The 21,898-nt window shown below is 67.2% G+C and carries 15 protein-coding genes; 9 read left to right on the plus strand and 6 right to left on the minus strand.

Translation table 11 applies throughout. The annotated features are described in order from the left end of the window. The first annotated feature begins 13 nt into the window (after positions 1–13). From AAHM44_RS14730 to AAHM44_RS14740, 3 genes are all read left to right on the plus strand, one after another. Positions 14–1,153, plus strand: a complete 1,140-nt coding sequence (locus AAHM44_RS14730) for an endo-1,4-beta-xylanase (protein WP_342250453.1) — start codon at positions 14–16, stop codon at positions 1,151–1,153. Between the two features lie 72 nt (positions 1,154–1,225). Then, positions 1,226–2,227, plus strand: a complete 1,002-nt coding sequence (locus tag AAHM44_RS14735) for an AAA family ATPase (protein ID WP_269576182.1) — start codon at positions 1,226–1,228, stop codon at positions 2,225–2,227. 3 nt (positions 2,228–2,230) lie between these two features. After that, positions 2,231–3,160: a 1-phosphofructokinase family hexose kinase gene (locus tag AAHM44_RS14740; RefSeq protein ID WP_342250454.1), complete on the plus strand. Its 930-nt coding sequence runs from the start codon at positions 2,231–2,233 to the stop codon at positions 3,158–3,160. Here the strand turns inward: AAHM44_RS14740 and AAHM44_RS14745 are convergent. After that, positions 3,133–3,459, minus strand: coding sequence for an ArsR/SmtB family transcription factor (locus tag AAHM44_RS14745; protein ID WP_269576184.1), 327 nt, complete (start codon positions 3,457–3,459; stop codon positions 3,133–3,135). The two genes, AAHM44_RS14740 and AAHM44_RS14745, sit on opposite strands and share 28 nt — an antisense overlap. Before the next feature lie 129 nt (positions 3,460–3,588). Here AAHM44_RS14745 and AAHM44_RS14750 point away from each other — a divergent pair, with 129 nt between their 5' ends. After that, complete coding sequence (locus tag AAHM44_RS14750; protein ID WP_342250455.1) at positions 3,589–4,167, plus strand: alpha-ketoglutarate-dependent dioxygenase AlkB; 579 nt, start codon at positions 3,589–3,591, stop codon at positions 4,165–4,167. Between the two features lie 43 nt (positions 4,168–4,210). Here AAHM44_RS14750 and AAHM44_RS14755 read toward each other — a convergent pair whose 3' ends face one another. The 4 genes from AAHM44_RS14755 to AAHM44_RS14770 all read right to left on the minus strand — a co-directional run bounded on the left by AAHM44_RS14755 (position 4,211) and on the right by AAHM44_RS14770 (position 12,906). Further along, the gene (locus AAHM44_RS14755; RefSeq protein WP_342250456.1) at positions 4,211–5,452 is read right to left on the minus strand and encodes a threonine synthase; all 1,242 of its coding nucleotides are present in this window, start codon (positions 5,450–5,452) and stop codon (positions 4,211–4,213) included. Positions 5,453–5,456: 4 nt separating this feature from the next. Then, a complete protein-coding gene (locus tag AAHM44_RS14760; RefSeq protein ID WP_342250457.1) occupies positions 5,457–6,623 on the minus strand; it encodes a serine hydrolase domain-containing protein in 1,167 nt (388 codons plus the stop codon). Positions 6,624–6,660: 37 nt separating this feature from the next. After that, complete coding sequence (locus tag AAHM44_RS14765) at positions 6,661–9,666, minus strand: TonB-dependent receptor plug domain-containing protein (RefSeq protein WP_269576187.1); 3,006 nt, start codon at positions 9,664–9,666, stop codon at positions 6,661–6,663. Positions 9,667–9,897: 231 nt separating this feature from the next. Further along, on the minus strand, positions 9,898–12,906 hold the full coding sequence (locus AAHM44_RS14770) for a TonB-dependent receptor domain-containing protein (RefSeq protein ID WP_269576188.1): 3,009 nt from the start codon (positions 12,904–12,906) through the stop codon (positions 9,898–9,900). 314 nt (positions 12,907–13,220) lie between these two features. Between AAHM44_RS14770 and AAHM44_RS14775 the strand changes: the two genes are divergently transcribed. The 3 genes from AAHM44_RS14775 to AAHM44_RS14785 are packed head-to-tail and all read left to right on the plus strand — an operon-like array spanning position 13,221 to position 16,956. Then, positions 13,221–14,771: a permease gene (locus AAHM44_RS14775; RefSeq protein ID WP_342250458.1), complete on the plus strand. Its 1,551-nt coding sequence runs from the start codon at positions 13,221–13,223 to the stop codon at positions 14,769–14,771. Then, complete coding sequence (locus tag AAHM44_RS14780; protein WP_269576190.1) at positions 14,768–15,772, plus strand: serine hydrolase domain-containing protein; 1,005 nt, start codon at positions 14,768–14,770, stop codon at positions 15,770–15,772. The genes AAHM44_RS14775 and AAHM44_RS14780 overlap by 4 nt, the downstream gene beginning before the upstream one ends. Beyond that, on the plus strand, positions 15,769–16,956 hold the full coding sequence (locus AAHM44_RS14785) for a dipeptidase (protein ID WP_269576191.1): 1,188 nt from the start codon (positions 15,769–15,771) through the stop codon (positions 16,954–16,956). The genes AAHM44_RS14780 and AAHM44_RS14785 overlap by 4 nt, the downstream gene beginning before the upstream one ends. Before the next feature lie 42 nt (positions 16,957–16,998). Here the strand turns inward: AAHM44_RS14785 and dacB are convergent, their stop codons facing one another. After that, a complete protein-coding gene (dacB, locus tag AAHM44_RS14790) occupies positions 16,999–18,450 on the minus strand; it encodes a D-alanyl-D-alanine carboxypeptidase/D-alanyl-D-alanine endopeptidase (protein WP_342250459.1) in 1,452 nt (483 codons plus the stop codon). 122 nt (positions 18,451–18,572) lie between these two features. On the opposite strand from dacB, the gene AAHM44_RS14795 reads away from it, so the two are divergent. Then, positions 18,573–20,588: a S9 family peptidase gene (locus AAHM44_RS14795; RefSeq protein WP_342250460.1), complete on the plus strand. Its 2,016-nt coding sequence runs from the start codon at positions 18,573–18,575 to the stop codon at positions 20,586–20,588. Continuing rightward, the gene (locus tag AAHM44_RS14800) at positions 20,585–21,862 is read left to right on the plus strand and encodes an amidohydrolase family protein (protein WP_342250461.1); all 1,278 of its coding nucleotides are present in this window, start codon (positions 20,585–20,587) and stop codon (positions 21,860–21,862) included. Before AAHM44_RS14795 ends, AAHM44_RS14800 begins: the two co-directional genes overlap by 4 nt. Positions 21,863–21,898: the final 36 nt, after the last annotated feature.

The following is a 21,898-nucleotide window of genomic DNA, read 5'->3' on the forward strand; positions in this document are numbered from 1 at the left end:
GAGAGGCTTGCTGATGACTGACATTACGCGTCGTGGACTGCTGGGCGCCGGGGCGGCGCTCGCCATCCTGCCCTTCCCTGCCCTCGCGCAGGCGGTGGAGGGGATCCATGCGGTGGCGAAGACCAAGGGCATGCGCTTCGGCTCCTGCTTCGCCTGGGGACCTTCGGGGGCGGATCGCGGATCCTACGCCAATCCGAAATATGCCGAGCTGCTCAAGCGCGACTGCGGCATCCTGGTGCCCGAGAACGAGTTCAAGTGGCAGGCGATCCGGCCCGACGCCAAGACCTTCAACCTCGACCATTTCTCCGACATGCTCGACTATGCCGAGGCCAACGGCATGGCGATGCGCGGCCACACGCTGCTGTGGCACAAGACGCAGTACTTCCCGAAATGGCTGAACGAGCATGACTTCGGCGCGTCGCCGGTGAAGGAAGCCGAGAAGATCCTCGGCCAGCACATCCGCACCTTGTGCAAGCTCTACGGCAACCGCATCGTCAGCTTCGACGTGGTCAACGAGACGGTGGAGGAAGGCACCGGCGCGCTGCGCACCTCGTCGCTCTCCAAGGCGTTCGGCGGGACCGAGGCGATGCTCGACTTCGCCTATCACACCGCCCGCGAGCACGCCCCGGGCGTCGAGCTGGTCTACAATGATTACATGAGCTGGGAGCCGGGCAATGAGGGGCACCGCTACGGCGTGCTCAAGCTGCTGGAAGGCTTCCGGAAGAGGGGGATCCCCTGCGACACGCTGGGCGTGCAATCGCATATCGGCCTGACCGGCGACGGCACGGTGGGCGCGCTGGTGAGCCGGCAGGAGAAGCCGTGGCGCACCTTCCTCGATAGCGCCACCCAGATGGGCTACAAGCTGGCCGTCACCGAGTTCGACGTGGACGACCACCTGCTGCCGACCGACGCCAAGCTGCGCGACGGGATCGTCGCCAACTATGCCGCAGCGTATCTGGAGATCATGTTCTCCTACCCGCAGCTCCGCGACGTGCTCGCCTGGGGCATGTGCGATCGCTTCACCTGGCTCAACGGGTTCAAGCCGCGCAAGGACAAGACATTGCAGCGCGCCACGCCCTATAATGACCAGTACCAGCCAAAGGCACTCCATGGGGTGATCCGGGATGCCTTTGCGGGTGCCGCGGCGCGATAGGTCGATCTTGTCCAAGATCGTTCAGGAAACTCGTGCTAGGGGCTGATTAGACGGACGAGAAAGGGGTGGGATATGGCGGCGCTGGCAGTGAGCCAGGACCCGGATTTCGAGGCGCTGCTGGGCGGCGAACTCGACACGGCCCAGCTGCACGCCCTTGCCGACCGGATCGCCGCAGCGCACCTCGCCGCGCCCAAGGGCGACGGCGCCGCCTTCCGCAAGACGCTGGCGCTGAGCGCGACCACCGACGCCCAGCGTACCGAGCTTGCCGCCCAGACCGACTCGATCGGCCGCCGCATCGCCGCCGGCCGCATCCGCGCGGTGATGGGCGAGCCGCTGGACGTGCTCCACGACCTTGCCCGCCCCGTGCTCGACGTGATGCGCGCGGGCATGGCCGGCGAGGCGAACACGCTGGCCAACCGCTATCTCGACGTCGCGCCGCAGGGCGCGACCGGCTGGGCGCTGCTGCCGCTCTATCTCTCGTTGCGCGCCAGCCTGGACGGTGATGCCGAGCTGGCCGACAGCCTGCTCGCCCCGGCCAGGCCGCGGCTGGTGGTGATCGGCGGGCTTTCGGGCACCGGCAAGTCGACGCTGGCGCGGCTGCTCGGCAGCCGGATCGGCCGCCTGCCCGGCGCGCGGGTGCTGCGGTCGGACGTGTTCCGCAAGCGCCTCGCGGGCGTGAGCCCGGAAACCCGGCTGCCGCCCAGGCATTATACCCGGCATAATGACGACGAGACCTATGAGGCGCTGTTCGAATCCGCCGACGATCACCTTGCCTGCGGCAACAGCGTGATCCTCGACGCGGTGTTCATGGCGCGCAGCGAGCGCGACGTGGTGGAGGCGCTGGCCGATCGCTACCGCGCTGCCTTCACCGGCATCTGGCTGGAAGCGCCAGAGCGCGACCGGATCGCCCGGGTGAATGCGCGCGAAAACGACGCTTCGGATGCGACCGAGATGGTGGTGCGCGAACAATCGCGCCGCTCGGTGGGCGAGATCCACTGGCACCGCATCCGGGTGAACCGTCCGCAGGAGACGATCGTCGCCGCCGCGCGCGCCGCGCTGGACCGGACCCACTGATCCGTGACCATTGCGACGCTGACGCTCAACCCGGCGCTCGACGTCACCACCTGTACCGAGAAAGTCCGCCCCGGCCACAAGCTGCGCTGCTCCCCGCCCCGCTTCGATCCGGGCGGTGGCGGGATCAATGTCGCGCGGGTCATCACGCATCTGGGCGGCGATGGGGTCGCGGTGTTCCCGAGCGGCGGACCGGCGGGCGCGACGATCGTCCAGTTGCTCGAGGAACAGCGGGTCCCGATCCTGCCCGTGCCCATCAAGGGCGCGACCCGGGAGAGCTTCACCGTCGATGAAGGCCGGCCGGGCGACCAGTATCGCTTCGTGCTGCCGGGCCCCGAGCTGAGCGCCGACGAACAGGCGGCGCTGCTCGACGCGTTGTTCGGGGTGAAGGACGTCAGCCATATCGTGGTGAGCGGCAGCCTGCCGCCAGGCTGCGATCCTGCGATCCTCGCGCGGATCGGTTCGCGCTGCGCAGAGGCCGGCGTGAAGCTGGTGATCGATACCTCCGGTCCTGCCCTTGCCGCCTGTGAAGGCGCCGGTGCCTGGCTGATCAAGCCGAGCCTGCGCGAAGTCGCCGACCTGCTTGGCCGCGAGATCCACGGCGAGGAAGACGAGATGGCGGCGGCACGCGAACTGCGGAAGCGCGGCTTTGCTGAAGTCGTGGTGGTGTCGCTCGCCGAACGCGGGGCGCTGCTGGCCGGCGAAGGCGTGGAATTGCGGGTGCCGGCCATCCCGGTCGAGGCCAAGGGCACGGTGGGTGCCGGGGACTCGATGGTGGCGGCGATCACCCTTGCCGCATCGCAGGGCAAGGGGATCGAGGACGCTTTACACTATGGCATCGCCGCCGGAGCCGCGACGCTGATGACTCCCGCGACCGAGCTGGCCCGCAGGGAGGATGTCGAACGGCTTTATGCCGGAACGGCTTCGCGCGGCTGATCCGCTTCGGTGCGGTAGAACAGGCCGTACATCGCCTCGAACATCTGGCGGACTTCGTCGCTGGCCAGCGAATAGAAGATCATCTGCCCGTCACGACGCGCGGCAACCATGCCCTCGCGTCGCAGGAGTGCCAGCTGCTGCGATACGGCGGTATCGCGCGCCTCGGTAAGACGTGCGAGCTCACCTACCGACTTCTCGCCATCCAGGAGATGGCAGAGCAGCAGAAAACGGCTTCGACCCGATAGCGCCTTCAAGAACGAGGAGGCGCGATCAACAACTGCGATCATTTCGTTTTTCACGGTGCGGACAGCTAGGGAGGCTAGCCCCAGGTTGCAACCGCTATCTCGCGGGAAAGACATAGGAATTCCATATAAATGTGAAGATCTTCATGTCTGGAAGTTGCTAGTCGCACTTCCCATATCCGGGAGGTGTCCACACTGTTTCCCGAGCTTTTCAGGAATCCGCTGCCACCGGGAATCGAACAGGCGAAGAATATCGTCAGCGCCGAGGAAGAAGCTGATCTGATTCGTCGGATCAATGGCTCGGCACTGGAGCCGTTCCGATTTCGGCAATGGCTGGGCAAGCGACTGACGCACAGTTTCGGCTGGCGCTACGACTTCACCGACGCAAGTCTTTCAGAGGCGGAGCTCCTGCCCGACTGGCTGCTGCCGGCACGCGCAAGGGCGGCCGAAGCTGCCGGGCTTGCGGCGGATACGCTCGTCCAGGCGCTGGTGACGCGCTACGATCCCGGCGCCGGGATCGGCTGGCATCGCGACCGGCCGGTGTTCGAGCATGTCGTCGGGATATCGCTGGGCGCGCCTGCGGTACTCCGGCTGCGTCGGCGACGGGCCGACGGCAGGTTCGACCGCGCGGAGATCCCGCTGGAACCGCGCGGCGGCTATCATCTGTTCGGCGAAGCCCGGCACGGCTGGGAACACAGCATCGCGCCGATGGACGCCAGCCGGTGGTCTGTGACGTTCCGGAGCTTGGCTACCCACGCTCGCTAATTCTATCCGTCATCCCCGCGAAGGCGGGGATGACGGTTAAAGGTTAGAGCGCCGCAAAGTCGATCGCCCCATCCTTGTCGAGCGTCTTCGACTGGTCGGCGAGCGGGTATTTCAGCCCCGTGGCGCAGTTGAACAGCACCACCTTCTCGTCAGCCGACACCAGCCCCTCCGCCAGTGCCTTGCGCCACGCCGCCAGCGTCGCGCCGCCTTCGGGGCAGAGCAGCAGCCCGTCCTTGCGCGCGGCATCCTCCACCGCCTGGGCAATGGCTTCGTCGCTAACCGCCATCGCCACGCCGCTGCTCTCGCGCACCGCGTCGAGGATCAGGAAGTCGCCAACCGCCTGTGGCACGCGGATGCCCATCGCGATCGTGTGCGCGTCCTGCCAGCGCGTCGCATGGCGCTCGCCGGCCTCGAAGGCGCGGACCATCGGGGCACAACCCTCGGCCTGGACCGCGATCATCCGCGGGCGCTTGCTGCCGATCCAGCCGAGCGCCTCCATCTCGGCGAACGCCTTCCACATGCCGATCAGGCCGGTGCCGCCGCCGGTGGGATAGAAGATCACATCGGGCAGCTCCCAGTCGAGCTGCTCGGCAAGCTCGAGGCCCATCGTCTTCTTGCCTTCGATCCGGTACGGCTCCTTGAGCGTCGACAGGTCGAACCAGCCGCGCTCCTTCGCCCCCTGCCCGACCAGCTTGCCGCAATCGTCGATATAGCCATTCACGCGGTACACCCGCGCGCCCTGCGCCGCGATCTCGCGGACATTCACTTCGGGGGTGTCGGCCGGGCAGAAGATCACGGATTCGATCCCCACCCGGCTGGCATAGGCAGCGGCGGCGGCGCCGGCATTGCCGTTGGTCGGCATCGCGATCGTCTTCACGCCCAGTTCCTTGGCCATGGCGATCGCCATGACCAGGCCGCGCGCCTTGAACGAGCCGGTGGGCAGCCGCCCCTCGTCCTTGACCCAGAGGTGCTTCGCCCCGGCTTCGGCGGCGAGCTTGTCGAGCGGAATGATCGGCGTGGCGATCTCGCCCAGGCTGACGATGTTCCGGGTAGCGCGAACCGGCAGCAGCTCGCGATATTTCCACAGGTCCGCCGGGCGGCGGGCGAGTTCGTCGCGCGGCAGCGCCGCCTTCGCGCCTTCCAGGTCATAGCGCACCAGCAGCGGCCGGCCGACACGCGACAGGCCGTGAAGCTGGTCGGCCTCATAGCGCTCGCCGGTCATCGAGCATTCGAGATGGGTGACGAAGGTGGGGCGGTCGGCGGTGAGATTGGCGTCGTGGCGCAAGTTGCTACTCCGGGCGGGCGAGCGATTCCTCCGTCGGCGTATAGGCCGATCGTTTCCCCGGCACATCCGGAACATCGGTGGCGAAATAAACCACGCCCTTGCCCGCCGCGCGATCGACCCACAGCCCGGACTTGAGGCCATAGGCATCGCCCGAATGGCCGAAGCGCTTGGCGCCATCGCCGACCGGGTCATCGCGGCAGCCCGGAGCGTTGGTCGCCGTGAACATCACCGCCAGGCCGTAGGCGCAGGTCGCCCCGCCGGTCGGCACCGCGACGGAGATGTCGCCGCCGACGTCGCCGTTGTGGCCGTCATAGGTCCAGAGCGGCGTCTCCAGCGTGCGGACCGAGCGCGCGTGCAGGATGCGGGTGCCGTCGAGCGTGCCGTTGTTCAGGAACATGCGGCCGATCCGGGCGAGCCCGCGCGCCGAGATGCGCAGCCCACCCTGCGGCGCGAAGACCGCACCGTTCGCACCGGGGCGCCAGACGGCGAGGTCGCAGCTGCCATCCCTTGCCGGGGTGACCGGACAGGCGGGCGCGGCACCCTGGTTGTCGTCCTTGGTCGGCTTGCGCGCGCGATACTGGACTATCGCCCGGGCAGCCGTCTCCGGCTTGCAACTCGCCCAGTTGTAACAGGCATCGAGCTTCATCGGGCGGAGGACGAGGCGATCCATCAGCCGATCGAAACGCTCGCCGGTAGCGCGCTCCATCACCGCGGCGACGACCGGGAAGTTGAAGTTGGTATAGGCCCACCAGCTGCCGGGGGCGTGCTTGTCGTCCCAGGCCCTGGGGTCCTGCAGCACCGCGCGCATATCGGCATCGAGCGGCAGGACATAGTCCACCCGGTCGGTCAGGCTGGAGCGGTGCGAGAGCAGCAGGCGGAGCGTGATCGGCTTGTCCGGGAAGGCCGGGTTGCGCAGCTTCCAGCCGAGCCAGCGCGAGACGTCGGCGTCGAGATCGAGCCTGCCCTGCTCGACCAGCCGCATCACACCGATGGCGACCACAAGCTTGGAGATGGAGGCGATCCGCACCGGTTCATCGGCGGTGACGGGCCGCGACGTGGAAAGGTCGGCCAGCCCTTTCAGGCTGACCGAAGTTTCCCCATGCGTGTCGAAAGTGATCCGGACCGCGGCGACCGGGTCCGATGCCGCCAGCAGGAGCGCTGCGGCGATCATGCCGGCTCCTTCACGAGAGAGGGAGCCGGCATGGGCGTTACTTCAGGCTGATGCGGATGCCCGCGCGGAACTGGCGCCCGAGCATGTCCGAATAGGTGCTGTTCGCGGCGAGGCCGGTTTCCGGCACCAGCAGCGGCCAGCGGTTGAACAGGTTGGTCACGTTGATGAAGAACTGGGCCTTGTTGTCCCCGAAGTTCACCGTCTGGCTCAGGTTGAGGTCGACGTAGAACAGGCCCGAGACCTGGTTGTTGTCATAGGTCTGGTAGGTCGAGGTCGTCGTCGTGACCGGGCAGCTGGTGGTGCACTCGATGCCGGTGGCCGAGTATTTGCCGGCGCTGACGCCGCGGCCGGTGACGGTGGCCGAGAAGGTCTCGGTCTCATAGGTCGCGCTGCCGCGGAAGATCCAGGTCGGCGTGCTCGCCTGGCCGCCATTCGCGCCGACGGTGTTCACCGCCACCTGGCCGGCGATTCCGGTGTCGGACAGGTTCTCGATATAGCGCGTCGCGACACCCTTGAGGGTGAAGGCGTCCGAGCCGACCGGGATGCGATAGGCCATGTCGAAATCGATGCCGCGCACCAGCTTGCGCACGAAGTTGAACGGCTGGCTGCGGATCAGCTTGTACGGCGCCGTCGGCGTCGAGCGGACCGGATCGTCGCTGATCGCGGCGCAATAGTCGGCAAGGCCCTCGGCGCAGCGGTTCATGATCTCCTGGGCGCTGATCGAGTCGATCGCCCCTTCGAGATCGATGCGGAAATAGTCCGCCGAGGCGGTGAAGCCCGGCAGGAAGCGCGGCGAGACGACCGCGCCGATATTCCACGAATTGGCGATTTCCGGACGCAGGTTCGGATTGCCGGTGACCAGGCCCGAATAGCCGAAGGTCTGCGGGCCGTTCAGGCCGTCCGCCGTGTACTTCGGATTGCGGACGGAATCGCTGTTGGCGGTGCCGGCCTGGTAAAGCTCGTTGAGGTTGGGCGCGCGGATGTCACGCGAGCGGGTCACGCGGAAGCGGATGTCCGGGATCGGCGCCCAGGTCGCACCCAGCTTCCAGGTGGTGACATAGCCGGCGTTGGAATAGTCGGTCGCGCGGACCGCGCCGTTGAACTCCAGCCCCAGGCCGAGCGGCACCACCGTCTCGAGATAGGCTTCCTTCACGCTGTATTCGCCGGTGAAGGGCAGGTAGTTGCCCACCGACCACGCATTGGTGGTGCCGGTGGTGGTGATGACCGGCTGATATTCCTTCGGCACGCTGCCGCGGATCTTCTCCTTGCGGACTTCGCCGCCGACCGAGACGCTGACGTCCCCGGCCCAGGTGGCGAACGGCGTGACCGACCAGTTGGTGCCGGCGACATATTGCTCGAGCACCTGGTCGCGATACGGGTTGCCGAGCACATAGTTGATCGCCGCCGGATCAGCGACGCCGACGCCGAGGCGGTTCAGCGGCACGCAGTTCGGATCGTCGTTGGTGGTGCTCGTATCGACGTTGATCAGGCACTGGATCGAGCCGGTCGCGTAGCCGCGGGCATTGCCTGCGGGCGCGAAGGCAGCGGCGGTCGCATTGGCCATGCGCGTATTGTGCATGATGTTGCGCAGCTGCTCGCGCACGTCGGAGCGGCCGTACTGGGCATAGACTTCCCAGTGCGCGGCCTTGCCGAACGCTTCGAAGTCGCCATTGGCGCCGACGACATAGCGCTGCACCTTGCGCTCATTGTCGATCGCGCGGAACGGCAGGTCGGCCGCGGTGGTCGCCACCGTCACGCTGGTGACGCCGGCAAGCCGCGACGCGCCGAGCGCCTGGAGCGCGAAGGCGTTGCAGGTCACCGGAACCGGCACGGTGGTGCAGCCGGTGGTGTTGTAGGTGATGCCGGTCGACAGGTTCGGGCCCGCGTTGAAGAAGACCTTCTGCTTGTTGTACGAGCCCTCGGCGAACAGCTCGATGCCGTCGGCCACTTCGTAGCTCAGCCGGCCGAACACGCCCCAGCGATCGTCCTTCGGCATCAGGCCGATGCGCGTGCCGGAATCATTGACCTGCCACGACCCGCCCTGGGTGACGCTGGGCGCCGAGGAGCCGGCCGCGCGGGTGAAGGCCGGGAAGGTGAACGTGCCATAGTCGAAGGTGTTCACCGCGCCGCCATAGCCGAAATACAGGCCGCGCAGCGCGTTGGCGGTGGTGCCGGCCGAGCCGGTGATCAGGCCGCCCGGGGTCGAGTTCGACGCGCCGACCTGGCGCTTGGTGGTGAAGTAGCGGTTGAAGGTGCTGCTGCCCGAAACCCAGGCGGGGTTCTCCACGCGGACATAGCCGGTGTGGTTCCATTCGCGATCGTCACCGACCTCGAAGATGCCGTCCTGATGATCGATATTGGCGCTGAGCAGGATGTGGCCGCGGCCACCGGCGAACGACTTGCCGCCCGCGATGCTCGCCGAGTAATTGCCGCCGTCGCCATAGGTGGTGATGCCGGTATCGGCCTCGATCTTCAGCCCCTCGAGCTTCTTGTTGAGGACGAAGTTGACCACGCCCGAGACCGCATCCGAGCCATAGGCCGAGGAGGCGCCGCCGGTGACGACCTCGACGCGATCGACCAGCGCCTGCGGGATCGTGTTGATGTCGACCCAGCCATAGATGGTCGAACCGACCGAGCGGCGGCCATCGAGCAGGACGAGGACGCGGCCTTCGCCGAGGTTGCGCATGTTGAGCGCGTTGATGCCCGCCGAGCCGTTCGACAGGTTCAGGCGCGAATTGGCCGGCTTGGTCGAGCCGGCGAGCTGCGGCAGCTGGTTGACGAAGTCGGCGATGTTGTTGGTCGGCGAGGTGTTCTGGATGTCCTGCTGGGTCAGCACGGTCAGCGGCGTCGGAGCCTGGAACCCGTCGCGGCGGATGCGCGAGCCGGTAACGAGGATCTCGCCCTCTTCGGCAGGTGCCGTCTGCGCCGTGGTCGCCTGCGGTTCCGGAGCCGCGGTCTGTGCCCAGGCCGGCATCGCAGTTGCAATCGCCGCGATCGCCGAGCTGCCCGCAAGTAGCTTCTTAAACGCCTTTACTTCGATCATGTCGCCAATTCCCTGATACCCGCAACTCCCGTGCGGTGAGGGAACATTAGGTACCAAGAATGTTGCGCAGCGCCATAATTTCTGTTCCCGGCGCCATAACCCGATGGCATCCGACGGGACGAGCCGGGCCTGATTCCGGCGACCCGACGGTCCCTGCACCACCCGGCCGGAAAGGAAAAGGCCGGAGCATCACTGCCCCGGCCTTCCCTGCGTGCCTCGGTCAATCGAGGATCAGAACTGCACCTGCGCCGAGACGGTGTAGGCGCGGCCGCGCGGATCGGCGACGCGCGGATCCCACGAGCTGCCGGCGCCGCTGTTGCCGTCATAGGTGATGGTGAAGGGCGGATCGGTGTTGAAGATGTTCTTCACACCCAGGCTCAGGCGATAGCCCGGTGCCAGGCCGTTGAAGCTGATCGAGGCGTTGTAGATGATGTAGTCGTCGGTGCGGACATTATAGTCCGGACGCGTGACCGTGCCCGCCGCGATGCCCGGAAGGGCGCCGTTCTTGAAGCCCTGGCGGAAGATCTGGCTGAGCGAGATCGACCACTGGTCGTTCGACCAGCTGACGAACGCGTTGTGCTTCCACTTGATGCCCAGGTCGCCGGCATAGCTGAACACGCCGATCAGGCTGGGGCCATAGGCCGAGCTGGGCGTGAGCTTCTCGCGCTTCTTGAGCAGCAGCGTGCCGTCCAGGCCGGTCGAGAACTTGCCACCCAGCGCCTCGAAGCCGCTGCGATAGGTGAATTCCAGGCCCTGGGTGCGGCGCGAACCCGCGTTGATCCAGCGGTCGTCGATCACCTGCACCGTGCCGCTCGCGTCGCGGACGAAGCGATCGGAGAACAGTGCGGCATTGTCGATCAGCTGGCGCAGCGTCAGCAGCTGGATCGTGTTGTCCACCGCGATCGACCAGAAGTCGACCGACAGGCTCATGTCCTTCATCGGCTGGAAGACCACGCCGGCGCTGAACTGCTTGGCCGTTTCCGGACGCAGGTCCGCCGTGCCGCCCGTCCAGATGTTCGGGCGGATCTGCGCGCAGGGCAGGCCGCTGCCGAAGTTGCTGGTCGGCACGCCGCCCGGGCACTTCACCGGATCGGCGATGTCCGAACCCGCATAGGGGGATTCGGTGATGCCGTTGTAGATCTGGTTGAAGGTCGGGACGCGGAAGCTGGTGTTGTACGAACCGCGGAACATCAGCTCGTTGATCGGACGGTACTTGAACGCGATCTTCGGGTTCTTGGTGCTGCCGAAGCCGGTGTAATCGTCGATGCGACCGGCCAGCGTCAGCTCGAAGCCCTTGAACAGCGGCACGAGCAATTCGGCATAGGCCGCCTTCACGTCGCGCTTCTTCGGGGTGAGCGCGTTGACGTTGTCGAACGCGGCCAGGAAGATCACCGGCGCCGCCGCGGCAGCCGCCGCCGAGCCGTTGAACTCATAGGTCTCGCGACGATAATCGACGCCCGCGGCGAGCTGGACGTCGCCACCCCAGATCGGGAAGAGCGGGCCCGAGATCGAGGCATCGGCCTGCTTCACTTCATAGCGGCCGCCATAGAGCGTCGCGCCATAGGCCGAGACCGATTCCAGCGCGGCAAGGCCGGCTGCGGTCTGGGTGAGGCTGAACGGATTGATGAGGCCGGAGTTCATCACGCCGACCAGGCCGCGCGCCTGCTGGCCGTTGATCAGGCCGGCGCCGGCAACCGCGGGTGCGTTGACGTCATAGCTGCCGTTGGCGTTGGTGCCGCGATAATAATAGCCGCTGCCGAGCACCGACGAGCTTTCGCTGCGCGCATAGGATGCGCCCGCGCGATAGTCCCAGCCGGTCCAGAGCGGGCCTTCGAAGCCGAGCGCGGCGCGGAAGGTGCTGGTGTTGGTCTTGTACTCGCGCGGACCGCAGGGGATGCAGCGCCAGCGATAGGAGATCGGCTGGCCGAAGCGCGCGTTGAGCGCCGCGATCTGCGCGGTGCGGTTCGGGTTGGTTGGGACGTCGAACGCCGAACGGATCGCGTTGAACACCGAGTCATACTGCGCCTGCGTCGCCGCATTGCGCGGATAAGCGATCGGCAGGTTGGTGGTGTTCGCGGTGAGCTGCGCGTTCGAGAAGCTCTTCGCCGAGTCCGCGTCCGATCCGGTCACTTCGAAGGCGACGATATGGTCGCCCGAGATGCGCCAGGTCGCCTTGGTGTAATAGGTCAGCGTCTGGATCGGCTGCTGGATCACCGCGGCGCGGCCCGTATCCCACGAACAGGCATATTGCGCGCTGGGCGTGTTCCACAGCTGCTCGTCATAGGCCATGCCGCCGTCGATCGAGTCACAGCCCGCGCCGCCCGGCAGGTCGAGGATGTTGATGCCGCCCGACGCGCCGTTCGCGCCGTTCGGCAGCGTCAGCGTCAGGCCGGTGAGCAGCGTGCCGCCGGCAGTGATGCTGCCCGGCTGGGTGTTCGCGCCGATATTGAATGCCGTCGCCACCGGGGTGCCGCGCGTATCGACCGAAAGGCCGCGATTGGGCTGGCTGCCGTTGACGAAGCTGCGCTCCGAACCGCGCAGCATCTTGTTCCAGCTATAGGCGACGGCGCCCATCACGTTGAAGCCGTCCTCGTCGAGGTCACCAAAGCCCGCGACGCCGCCGATGCGATAGATGTTGCCGCCACCCTGCTCGGTGGTGTCGGTGAAGCCGTTGAGGCTGAGGCCCTGGAAGTCCTTCTTGGTGATGAAGTTGATCACGCCGCCGACCGCGTCGGTGCCGTAGATCGCCGAGGCGCCGTCCTTGAGGACTTCGACGCGCTCGATCGCCGCGAACGGGATCTGGTTGACGTCGACCGCGGAGCCCGAAAGACCGTGCGCGGCGACGCGGCGGCCGTTGAGCAGCACGAGCGTGCCGCCGGCGCCCTGGCCGCGCAGGTTCGCCGCCGACAGGCCGTTGGTGCCGCGCTGCGCGCCGGTGACCACGTCGGAGTTCGAAGCGAGATTGTCCGCGCCGCTGCCGCTGGTCGTCAGGAACATCATCAGCTGCTCGGGGCTGCTGATGCCGTTGCGGGTGATTTCCTGCTGGGTGATGATCTGCAGCGGCAGCGCCGAATTGTTCGGGTCCTGCTTGATGCGCGAGCCGGTGACGATGATCTCGTTACCCTTGCTCGGCTTGCCGCTCTCGTCGGAATCCGTGGTGGGAACCGCGCCCGTTGGCGTTGCGGCTTCCTGCGTCGTGGTGTCGGTGCTCTGCGCCCAGGCCGGCATGGCGCTCGCCATGGCGGCGAACGCAACGCCCGAGACAAGAATCCTCCTGAGAGTCCTCGCTTCGATCATGTTGTCTTACCCCCTGAAACCGCGTTTCCCGCGCGGTGAGAGGGCATTAGGTATCAAGAATGCTGCGCCGCGCCATAGTTTCTGTGCACCGGGGCATAACCCAGTGGCATCAAATGAGACGTTTCTGCGGGAAAGCGTGACACGACTGCAACACAAGCGTGCTAGCGTCGCCATTGACTGCGCCGCCGCCCCGTCCGAGCTTTAGGGAAACCAGGGCGAGGGAGCCTGCATGAAGCGTTTTTATTGCCCGGTGCCGCGTGACTGAGGCGCCGAGTCCCGCTGCGGCAGCGGTCCGCCCCGGCTGGGGGCGCATGGGCCTGTACCTGCTGCTCGGCTTTGCCGCCGGCCTGCCCTTCTATCTGTTCAGCGCCACGCTTTCGCTGCGCCTCGCGCGGCACGGCGTCGACATCGTGATCATCGGCTTCTTCGCCTGGGTCTCGCTGATGTCGACGATCAAGTTCGCCTGGGCGCCGCTGCTTGAGAAATATGACGTCCCCGGCTTCGGCCGCTTCTTCGGCAAGCGTCGCGGCTGGATCATGCTGTCTCAGCTCGCGATCTTCGCCTCGACGATCGGCATGGCGTTCACTGCCTCGGACACCAATCTGCCGATGACCGCGCTGTTTGCGGTGCTGCTCGCCTTCTGGACCAGCACGCTCGAGATCGCCGCCGATGGCTGGCGCGTCGAGCTGGCACCCAATGCCGAGGAACAGGGCCCGCTCGTCGCCGCCAACCAATGGGGCTATCGCGCCTCGATGGTGATCGCCAGCGGCGGCGCGATCTTCATGGCGGCGAAGTTCGACTGGACGATCGCCTATCTGTCGGTCGCGGTGCTGGCCTTCGTGCCCTTCCCGATCCTCGCCGCGATGCGGCCCGAGGCCGAAGGCGGCGGCGGGCGCTCGGTCGCGCTGGTCACGGGCATCGTCGCCAGCGCGGTGGCGATGGTGGCGAGCATCGTCGCGGTCGGACTGGTCGGCTGGGCGCTGCTCTCGGCGATCGGTTCGGTCGGAATCAGCAACCCGGGTGTGGTGAGCTATTGGGTGTTCGCGGTCTGCCTGCTGCCCTTCATGATCCTCGGCGCCTCGGTGCCCTGGCTGAAGAAACTGCCTTGGGACGCGCCGCTGCGCCGCTCGGCCGCGGTCGGTCCCTATGTCGATGTGGCATGGCGCTATGGGCTCGTCGTGATCCCGATCCTGCTGTTCATCTCGGTCTATCGCACCGGTGACGTGATGGCGAACGCGCTCTCCCATCCGATGTTCAACCATCTCGGCTACGGGCTCGAGCAGATCAGCGTCGCCGACGGCTTCGTCGCGCTGATCGCGGGCATGCTCGGCGTGACGATGGGCGGCATCCTCGCCGCCAAGGCGCCGATGGGCTGGGCACTGGTGATCGGTGCGGTGATGTCGGCGCTGTCCAACTGGATCTTCGCCTGGCTGGCCTATCAGTCGCCGGGCGGGCCGGTGTGGTTCTCGCTGTTCGGCGTGCAGGTGACCGCCGGCGATTTCGACCTGTATCTCGCCATGGCGATCGACCAGTTCGGCCACGGCTTCGAAGGCGCGGTGTTCGTCGTCTATCTCTCGCTGCTGGTGAACCCGCGCTTCCCCAGCGCGCAGTACGCGCTGTTCTCCGGCCTCGCCTTCCTGATCCCCAGGCTGCTCGCGGGCTTGTCGGGCGTGTTCCAGAAGGCGATCGGCTATGATGGCTTCTTCATCATGGCCGGCGCGATGAGCCTCGGCGCGCTCGTGTTCCTGCCCTTCATCGTGAAGGCGAAGCCGCGCCCGGACGACACGCCCGCAGGCGCCGCGGCATGATCGAGCGCGCTTTCGCACCCGCCGCCGAGGCCGTCGCCTCGGGCCGCATCCCGGGCGCGACGCTCGGCGTGGTCGCGGCGGACGGGCGGCGCTGGGTGACGCATACCGGCATGGCAGCCCTCGTCCCCGAGCCCGAGCCGCTGACGCTCGACCACTGGTTCGACCTCGCCTCGGTCTCCAAGGTGGTGGCGACCACGACGATGATCCTCCGCCTCGCCGACGAGGGCCGGATCGATCTCGACGCCCCGCTGACCAGCGTGATCCCGGACCTCCGCCAGTACGACGTCGCCGGCGCCTATGAGCGCACGCTGACGTTCCGCGACTGCCTGGCGCACCGCACGCTCTTCCCCGCCGTCGAGCCGATCTACACCTATGGCGACGATCCGGACCGCCTCCGCGCCTTCGTGCTCCAGCGCGAGTGGAAGCATATCGCCGAGCCGGTCTATTCGGACATCAACTTCCTGCTGCTCGGCATCGCGATCGAGCGGGTGACCGGCAAACCCCTGGGCGAATGGCCGCTCGGCCCCGGCCTCAGCTACGGCCCGCCCCCCGGCCCCGCCGTCGCGACCGAGCGCTGCATGTGGCGCAACCGCGTGCTCAAGGGCGAGGTCCATGACGAGAATTGCGCGGCGATGGGCGGGCAGACCGGCCATGCCGGGCTGTTCGGCACCGTCGCCGGCGTGCTCGACTTCGCGCAAGGGGTGCTGTCCGGCAGCTTCTCGGGCGCGATGCTCGCGGCGATCCGCACCCCACAATACAGCCACCGTACCTGCGGCTGGGAACGCAAGTTCGCCGGCTGGTCGGGCGGCCAGGCCTGCTCGGACGAGACCATCGGCCACACCGGCTTCACCGGCACCGGCCTGTGGATCGACTTCGACCGCGGCCTCGCCTGGACCCTGCTCACCAACCGCGTCCACCCGACGCGCCATTTCGACAGCGGCATCTTCGTGCTGCGCCCCGCGACGGGGGATGCCGTCATCACTGCCTGGGAGGCCCTATGATCTCGCTCCTCGCTCTCGCCATCGCCCTGTCCGGGCCCGATAGCGACACGCCCACCCCCGCCGACCGGCTGGCGCATCAGCAGATGCTGGTGCTCGACACCCATCTCGACACGCCCGAGCTGTTCGAGCATCCCGGCTGGAAGTTCGACGAGTGGCACGACCGCGACTTCGACAAGAGCCAGATCGACCTGCCGCGCATGGAGCAGGGCGGCCTCGATGGCGGCTTCTTCGTGATCTACACCGGCCAGGGCCCGCTCACCCCCGAAGGCTATGCCAAGGCCCGCGACGCCGCGCTCACCCGCGAGATGTGGATCCAGCGCGTCGTGGCCGCGAACAGCGACAAGATGGAATTCGCGACCACGCCCGAGGATGCCTATCGCATCGCCAAGGCCGGCAAGCGCGTCGTCTTCCAGTCGATCGAGAACAGCTACCCGCTCGGCACCGACCTCACGCTGCTGAAGTGGTATTACGACCAGGGCGTGCGCATGGCCGGCCCGATCCACTTCCGCAACAACCAGTTCGGCGACAGCGCCACCGACAAGGTCAAGCAGTGGAACGGCCTCAGCCCGCTCGGCAAGCAATGGGTCGCCGAGATGAACCGGCTGGGCATGGTGATCGACGTCAGCCACTCGTCGGACGACGTGTTCGACCAGGCGATGGCGCTGTCCAAGACCCCGATCATCGCCTCGCACTCGGGCCCCAAGGCGATCTACAACCACCCGCGCAACCTCGACGACGATCGCATGCGCAAGCTCGCCAAGGCGGGCGGCGTGCTCCAAGTCAACAGCGTCTATCTGGTCGATGGCGACCATGACGATGCCCGCAACAAGATCTCGAACCGCCAGGACGACTGGCACGCGCTGTCGGATGCCGAGCAGAAGAAGCTGATCGCCGACAAGGCGAAGGCGGACGCGACCAACCCCTATCAGGGCGCCGATTTCGAGCTGTTCATGAAGAGCCTGCTCCACTGCATCGCCGTGATGGGCGTCGACCATGTCGGCATCGGCGCCGACTGGGACGGCGGCGGCGGCGTGCGCGGAATGGAGGACATCACCGCGCTGCCGAAGATCACCGCGCGGCTGAAGAAGGAAGGCTTCTCGGATACCGACATCGAGAAGATCTGGAGCGGCAATGTGCTCCGCGTGCTCAAGCAGGCCGAGGACTGGGCAGCGAAGAACAAGTAACCTTAGGAAACGTCATCCCCGCCTTCGCGGGGATGACGGCTTTCAGTTGGCGGAAGCCACCAGGTTCAGCGCGTCGTCCATATACTTCGTACCGCTCGCATCCTGCGGCACGTCGTTGGCGTAGAAGGCGAAGGTGTAGTTCTTCCCGCTCGCCCCGGTGAAATAGCCGGCCAGCGCGTTGGTCTGGTTGAGCGTTCCGGTCTTGGCGAACAGCCTGCCCTCCAGCGGCGTGCCCTTGAAGCGGCGGGACAGCGTGCCGTCCACGCCGGCGATCGGCAGCGTGTCGCGGAACTGCGCGCCCCAGGGCTGTGCGGCCACCCAGCGCAGCAGCAGCACCGAACCGCGCGGGCTCACCCGGTTATAGCTCGACATGCCCGATCCGTCGGAAAAGTCCCAGGCGGTACGCGGCACGCCTGCGGCGACCAGCACCTGCTCGACCTTCGCGACCCCGTCCGCGATCGAACCGCTGCCGCCGTCGAGCAGGCCGACCCGACGCAAGGTCAGCTCGGCATGAAGGTTCTGGCTGACCTTGTTGATATGCTTGAGGTCCTCGGCGAACGGCGCCGGGGTCAGCCGCGCGAGCGCGGGGATGCCGGGCACCGTGACCTCCACCGGCGGGAAGGTGCGGTTCGCACGATCATCCTGCGGGGTCAGTCGCCGATGCAGCGATTGAATCGCCCCCTTCACCTTCACCCCGCGTGCCTCGAGCAGCACCTTGAGCCGCCACGCCGCGTACTCAGCCGGATCGTCGATCCCCAGCTTCCACACCCGCGGCTTGGCGTCCGCGCCGATGGTGCCGGTGATGTGGAGCAGCTTGCTGTTGGGATCACGGTCCCAGCCCAGCTCGGTCTTGTCGCCCGGCACCGTCTTCGCCTGGTTGTCGATCGTGAAATAGGGCCAGAGCTCGACCTTCGCGGCTTCTCCGGCCTTGGCGGGCGCAACGGTGAGCTTCAGCTCGTTATCGTCGAGCGTCAGCGCCGAGATGCCGGTGCCCGACGAGCTCGGGATATTGTTCCAGCTCATCCCCGGGCTCCAGCGCTGGTCCGGGAATAGCGTGTCGTCGCCGATGATGTTGCGGACATGCTTGGTCTTCGCCGCGATCGCATCGGCCAGCGTGGCGAGGCAATCGACGGTGCAATCGTCTGCGCTCGACAGCCGCGCGTCGCCCCGCCCTTCCAGCACGACATCCTGCCCCTGCAACCGCACTGCGGTACCGGCCGCCGCATCGGGCGCGTTGATGTCGGCCAGGTTCGCGAAGGCAGCCGCCGTCGTATAGACCTTCGTATTCGACGCGGGGATGAAGCGGCCGTCCGGGTTGATCGCGATGATCTCCTTGCCGCTGTCGTCCACCACCACCAGCCCGAAGCGGGTGCCCTGCGGCGCCTCGGCCAGCTTGGCGGCGACCCGCTGCTCCAGCGTCTGCTGCGCGAGCGCGGGGGTGGCGAGCGTCAGGGCGATGCCGAGCGCGACAGGACCAAGTGCGATGTGCTTCATGCCGCAAGCGTAACCGCGCCCGTGCGGCGTGCAAACCCGCGATCATTCAGAGGCATGGCCCCGGCATAACCACCGCGCATGCCAGCATTGTACCGGCAACATGGCACCGGCACGTTCGCGTAATGAAGATGATCCGGATCACCCTCAACCTGTCCTGCGCGACGATGCTCGCAAGTGCCGCTCCCGCGCTTGCCCAGACCAACGACCTGGCCGCCGCGCTCGCCTTGCCGACTGCGAGCCAGATGGCCGGCGCCCGCGACGTGCCGCGCTTCGCCTGGGTCGAGAACCGGGCCGGCGCACGCAACCTCTGGGTGGCCGATGCCGGCCAGCAGGCGCGCCAGGTGACGGGCTATGCCGAGGATGACGGCATGATGCTCTACGACGTGGCGCTCAGCCCGGACGGCAAGCGCATCGCGTTCGTGCGCGGCGGCGATGACGAGTTCCCCGACGGCAAGATCCCCAACACCGCCTCGCTGCCCTTCACGCCAAACCAGCAGCTCTTCCTCGCCGAGGACGGCCAATCCCCGGTCGCGATTGGCGAAGGCCATATGCCCGCCTTCTCGCCCGACGGGCAGCGCATCGCCTTTACCAGGCGCGGCGAGATCTGGGTCTGGGTCGGCGGCAAGGCGGCGCGGATCGGCGCGGTCGGCGGTGGGGTCAGCGACCTGAAATGGACGCCCGACGGCAGGAAGCTGCTTTTCGTCGACAATCGCGACGGGCACGGCTTCGTCGCGCTGCTCGACGTCGATGCAGGCAAGCTGACATACATGGACCCGGCGCTCGGCTATTCGGCCGAGCCGGCGCTGTCGCCGGACGGCAGCCAGGTCGCCTATATCCAGTATCTCGATCCTCCCGCCGGCGCCGCAGCGGACGGCGGCCCCTATTGGTCAATCCGCGTTGCCGACGCCGCCACCGGCAAGGCCCGCACGGTCTGGAGCGCGCCGAAGGGCATGGGCGGCCGCTATTACGGCACCCGCCAGCACAATCTCTACTGGAGCAAGGCCGGCCAGCTGCTCTTCCCGTGGGAGCGCACCGGCTTCCTCCATGTCTATGCGATCGACGCCGCCAGGGGCGGCGAACCCAGGGAGCTGACTCCGGGCAAGTTCGAGGTCGAGACCTTCCTCCTCGGCGCCGACGGTGTCGTCACCTTCGCCGCCAATGCCGATGAGGCCGATCGCCGCCATTTCTGGCAGGTGCCGGCCAGCGGTGGCGCGGCGAAGCGGGTTACCCAGGGCAAGGGCAGCGAGAGCTTGCCCCTGTTCGGCGGCGGCCAGCTTGCCGGCATCGCGGCCGATGCCAGCCACACGGCGCATCCGGTCCTCGCAAGGGGGCTAACGCCGCTGGGCGAGGTCGCCGAGCTGAAGGGCGCAATCACGCCCGAGGCGGTGACCTACACGGCCGAGGACGGCGTGACCGTCCATGCCCAGCTGTTCCGCGGCCAGGGCAAGGGCAGGCATCCCGCGCTGATCTTCGTCCATGGCGGCCCGCGCCGCCAGATGCTGCTCGGCTTCCATCACGGCCAATATTATTCGAACGCCTATGTGATGAACCAGGTGCTGGCGGCGAAGGGCTATACCGTGCTGTCGGTCAATTATCGCAGCGGCACCGGCTATGGCCAGGCGTTCCGCGAAGCCCCCGGCATCGCCCGCGACGGCGCCACCGAATATCGCGACGTGCTCGCCGGCGGGCGCTGGCTCGCGGCGCAGAAGGATGTCGAGGCCGACAGGATCGGCATCTGGGGTGGCAGCTGGGGCGGCTATCTCACCGCCCTCGCCCTCGCCCGCAACAGTGACCTGTTCAAGGCGGGCGCCGACTTCCATGGCGTCCACACCCTGCTGCGCAATGTCGATGGCAATCTCTCGCCCGATGCGCAGGTCGCGGCGCGCCAGAAGCAATGGGAGAGCTCGCCCATGGGTTCGATCGCGACCTGGCGCTCGCCGGTGCTGCTCGTGCACGGCGACGATGACCGCAATGTCGATTTCGCCCAGTCGCTGCTGCTCGCCCGCGAGCTGGCGGCGCGCGGCATCCCGCATGAGGAGCTCGTATTCCCCAATGAACGCCACGAATTCTTCCGCAATGCAGACTGGCTCGCCGCCTATGGCCGCACCATCTCCTTCTTCGACGCGCATCTGAAATGAGGGTGATCATGGCAGCGGCGGCACTGGTCGGAGCGGGCACTGCCCAGGCACAGACGCAGGAGCGCGCGACGCTGATCCACGGCGCCCGGGTGTTCGACGGCACCGGCGGCAAGGCGAAGCTGAGCGACGTGCTGATCGAGGGTGACCGGATCGTGCGCGTCGGCAGGAAGCTGCGCGTGCCCGAAGGCACCGAGGTGATCGACGCGACCGGGCTGACGCTGATCCCCGGTCTGCACGACCTCCACATCCACACAAGGCGCGAGGCCTTTACCGACGCCGCGTCGCTGCACCGTTTCTACGCGCCGTACCTGCGCGCGGGCGTGACCAGCATCAACGAATTCTCTGTCTCGGGCGAGATGATGGCCGGCATCCGCGCGCTCCGCGCCGATACGCCGCGCCTGACGCTGGCGGTGCGATTGGGCGTGCCTGACGGGCATGGCACCGAGAGCCAGTTCACCAATGCGATCACGCTCCAGGTCACCAGTCCGGAGGAGGCGCATGCGGCAATGGCCAGGGCGCTGCCCTACAAGCCGGACATGGTGAAGGTGTTCGCCGATGGCTGGCGCTATGGCGATCCCGCCCGCCCCGACAAGCCGAGCATCGACGAGCCGACCCTGGCGGCGATCGTCGCGGATGCGCACAAGGCGGGCATCAAGGTGATGACCCACACCGTCACGCTCGAAGGCGCCAAGATCGCAGCGCGCGCGGGCGTGGACTCGCTGGCCCACGGCGTCGGCGATGCGCTGGTCGACAATGAGCTGATCGGCCTGATGAAGAAGCACCACATGGCCTATGTCGCGACGCTCGCGACCTATGAGCCGCTCGAGGCGCGCGTGCTGGCGCCCGAGGAACTGGCCCTGCTCACGCCCGAGCAGCAGGCACGCGAGACCGCCCGGCTGGCCAAGGGCGAGGCAATCGCTCCCTATGACAGCAAGCGCTGGGAGATCATGCGCGAGAATATCCGCCGGCTCCAGGTCGCCCGGATCCGCATCGGTGTGGGCACCGATACCGGCATCGAGGGCGTCTATCCCGGCTTCGGCGCACTGCGCGAGATGCGCATCCTCACCGAACTGGGCTTCACCCCCGCCGAGGCGATCGAGGCAGGCACCAAGGTCAGCGCCGAGATCATGGGCCGCAAGGACGAAGGCGTGATCCGCAAGGGCGCCCGCGCCGACCTCGTCTTGGTCGCCGGCGCGCCGGATGTGACGTTCCGGGACCTGTACGCGGTCAAGCGGGTCTGGGTTGGCGGGCGTGAGGTTTCGCTGGCGGACTGATCTCCCTCTCCCGCCTGCGGGAGAGGGCTGAACTTG

The sequence above is a fragment of the Sphingomonas sp. OTU376 genome, from assembly GCF_038440415.1.
GTDB classification, from domain to species: domain Bacteria; phylum Pseudomonadota; class Alphaproteobacteria; order Sphingomonadales; family Sphingomonadaceae; genus Sphingomonas; species Sphingomonas kyeonggiensis_A.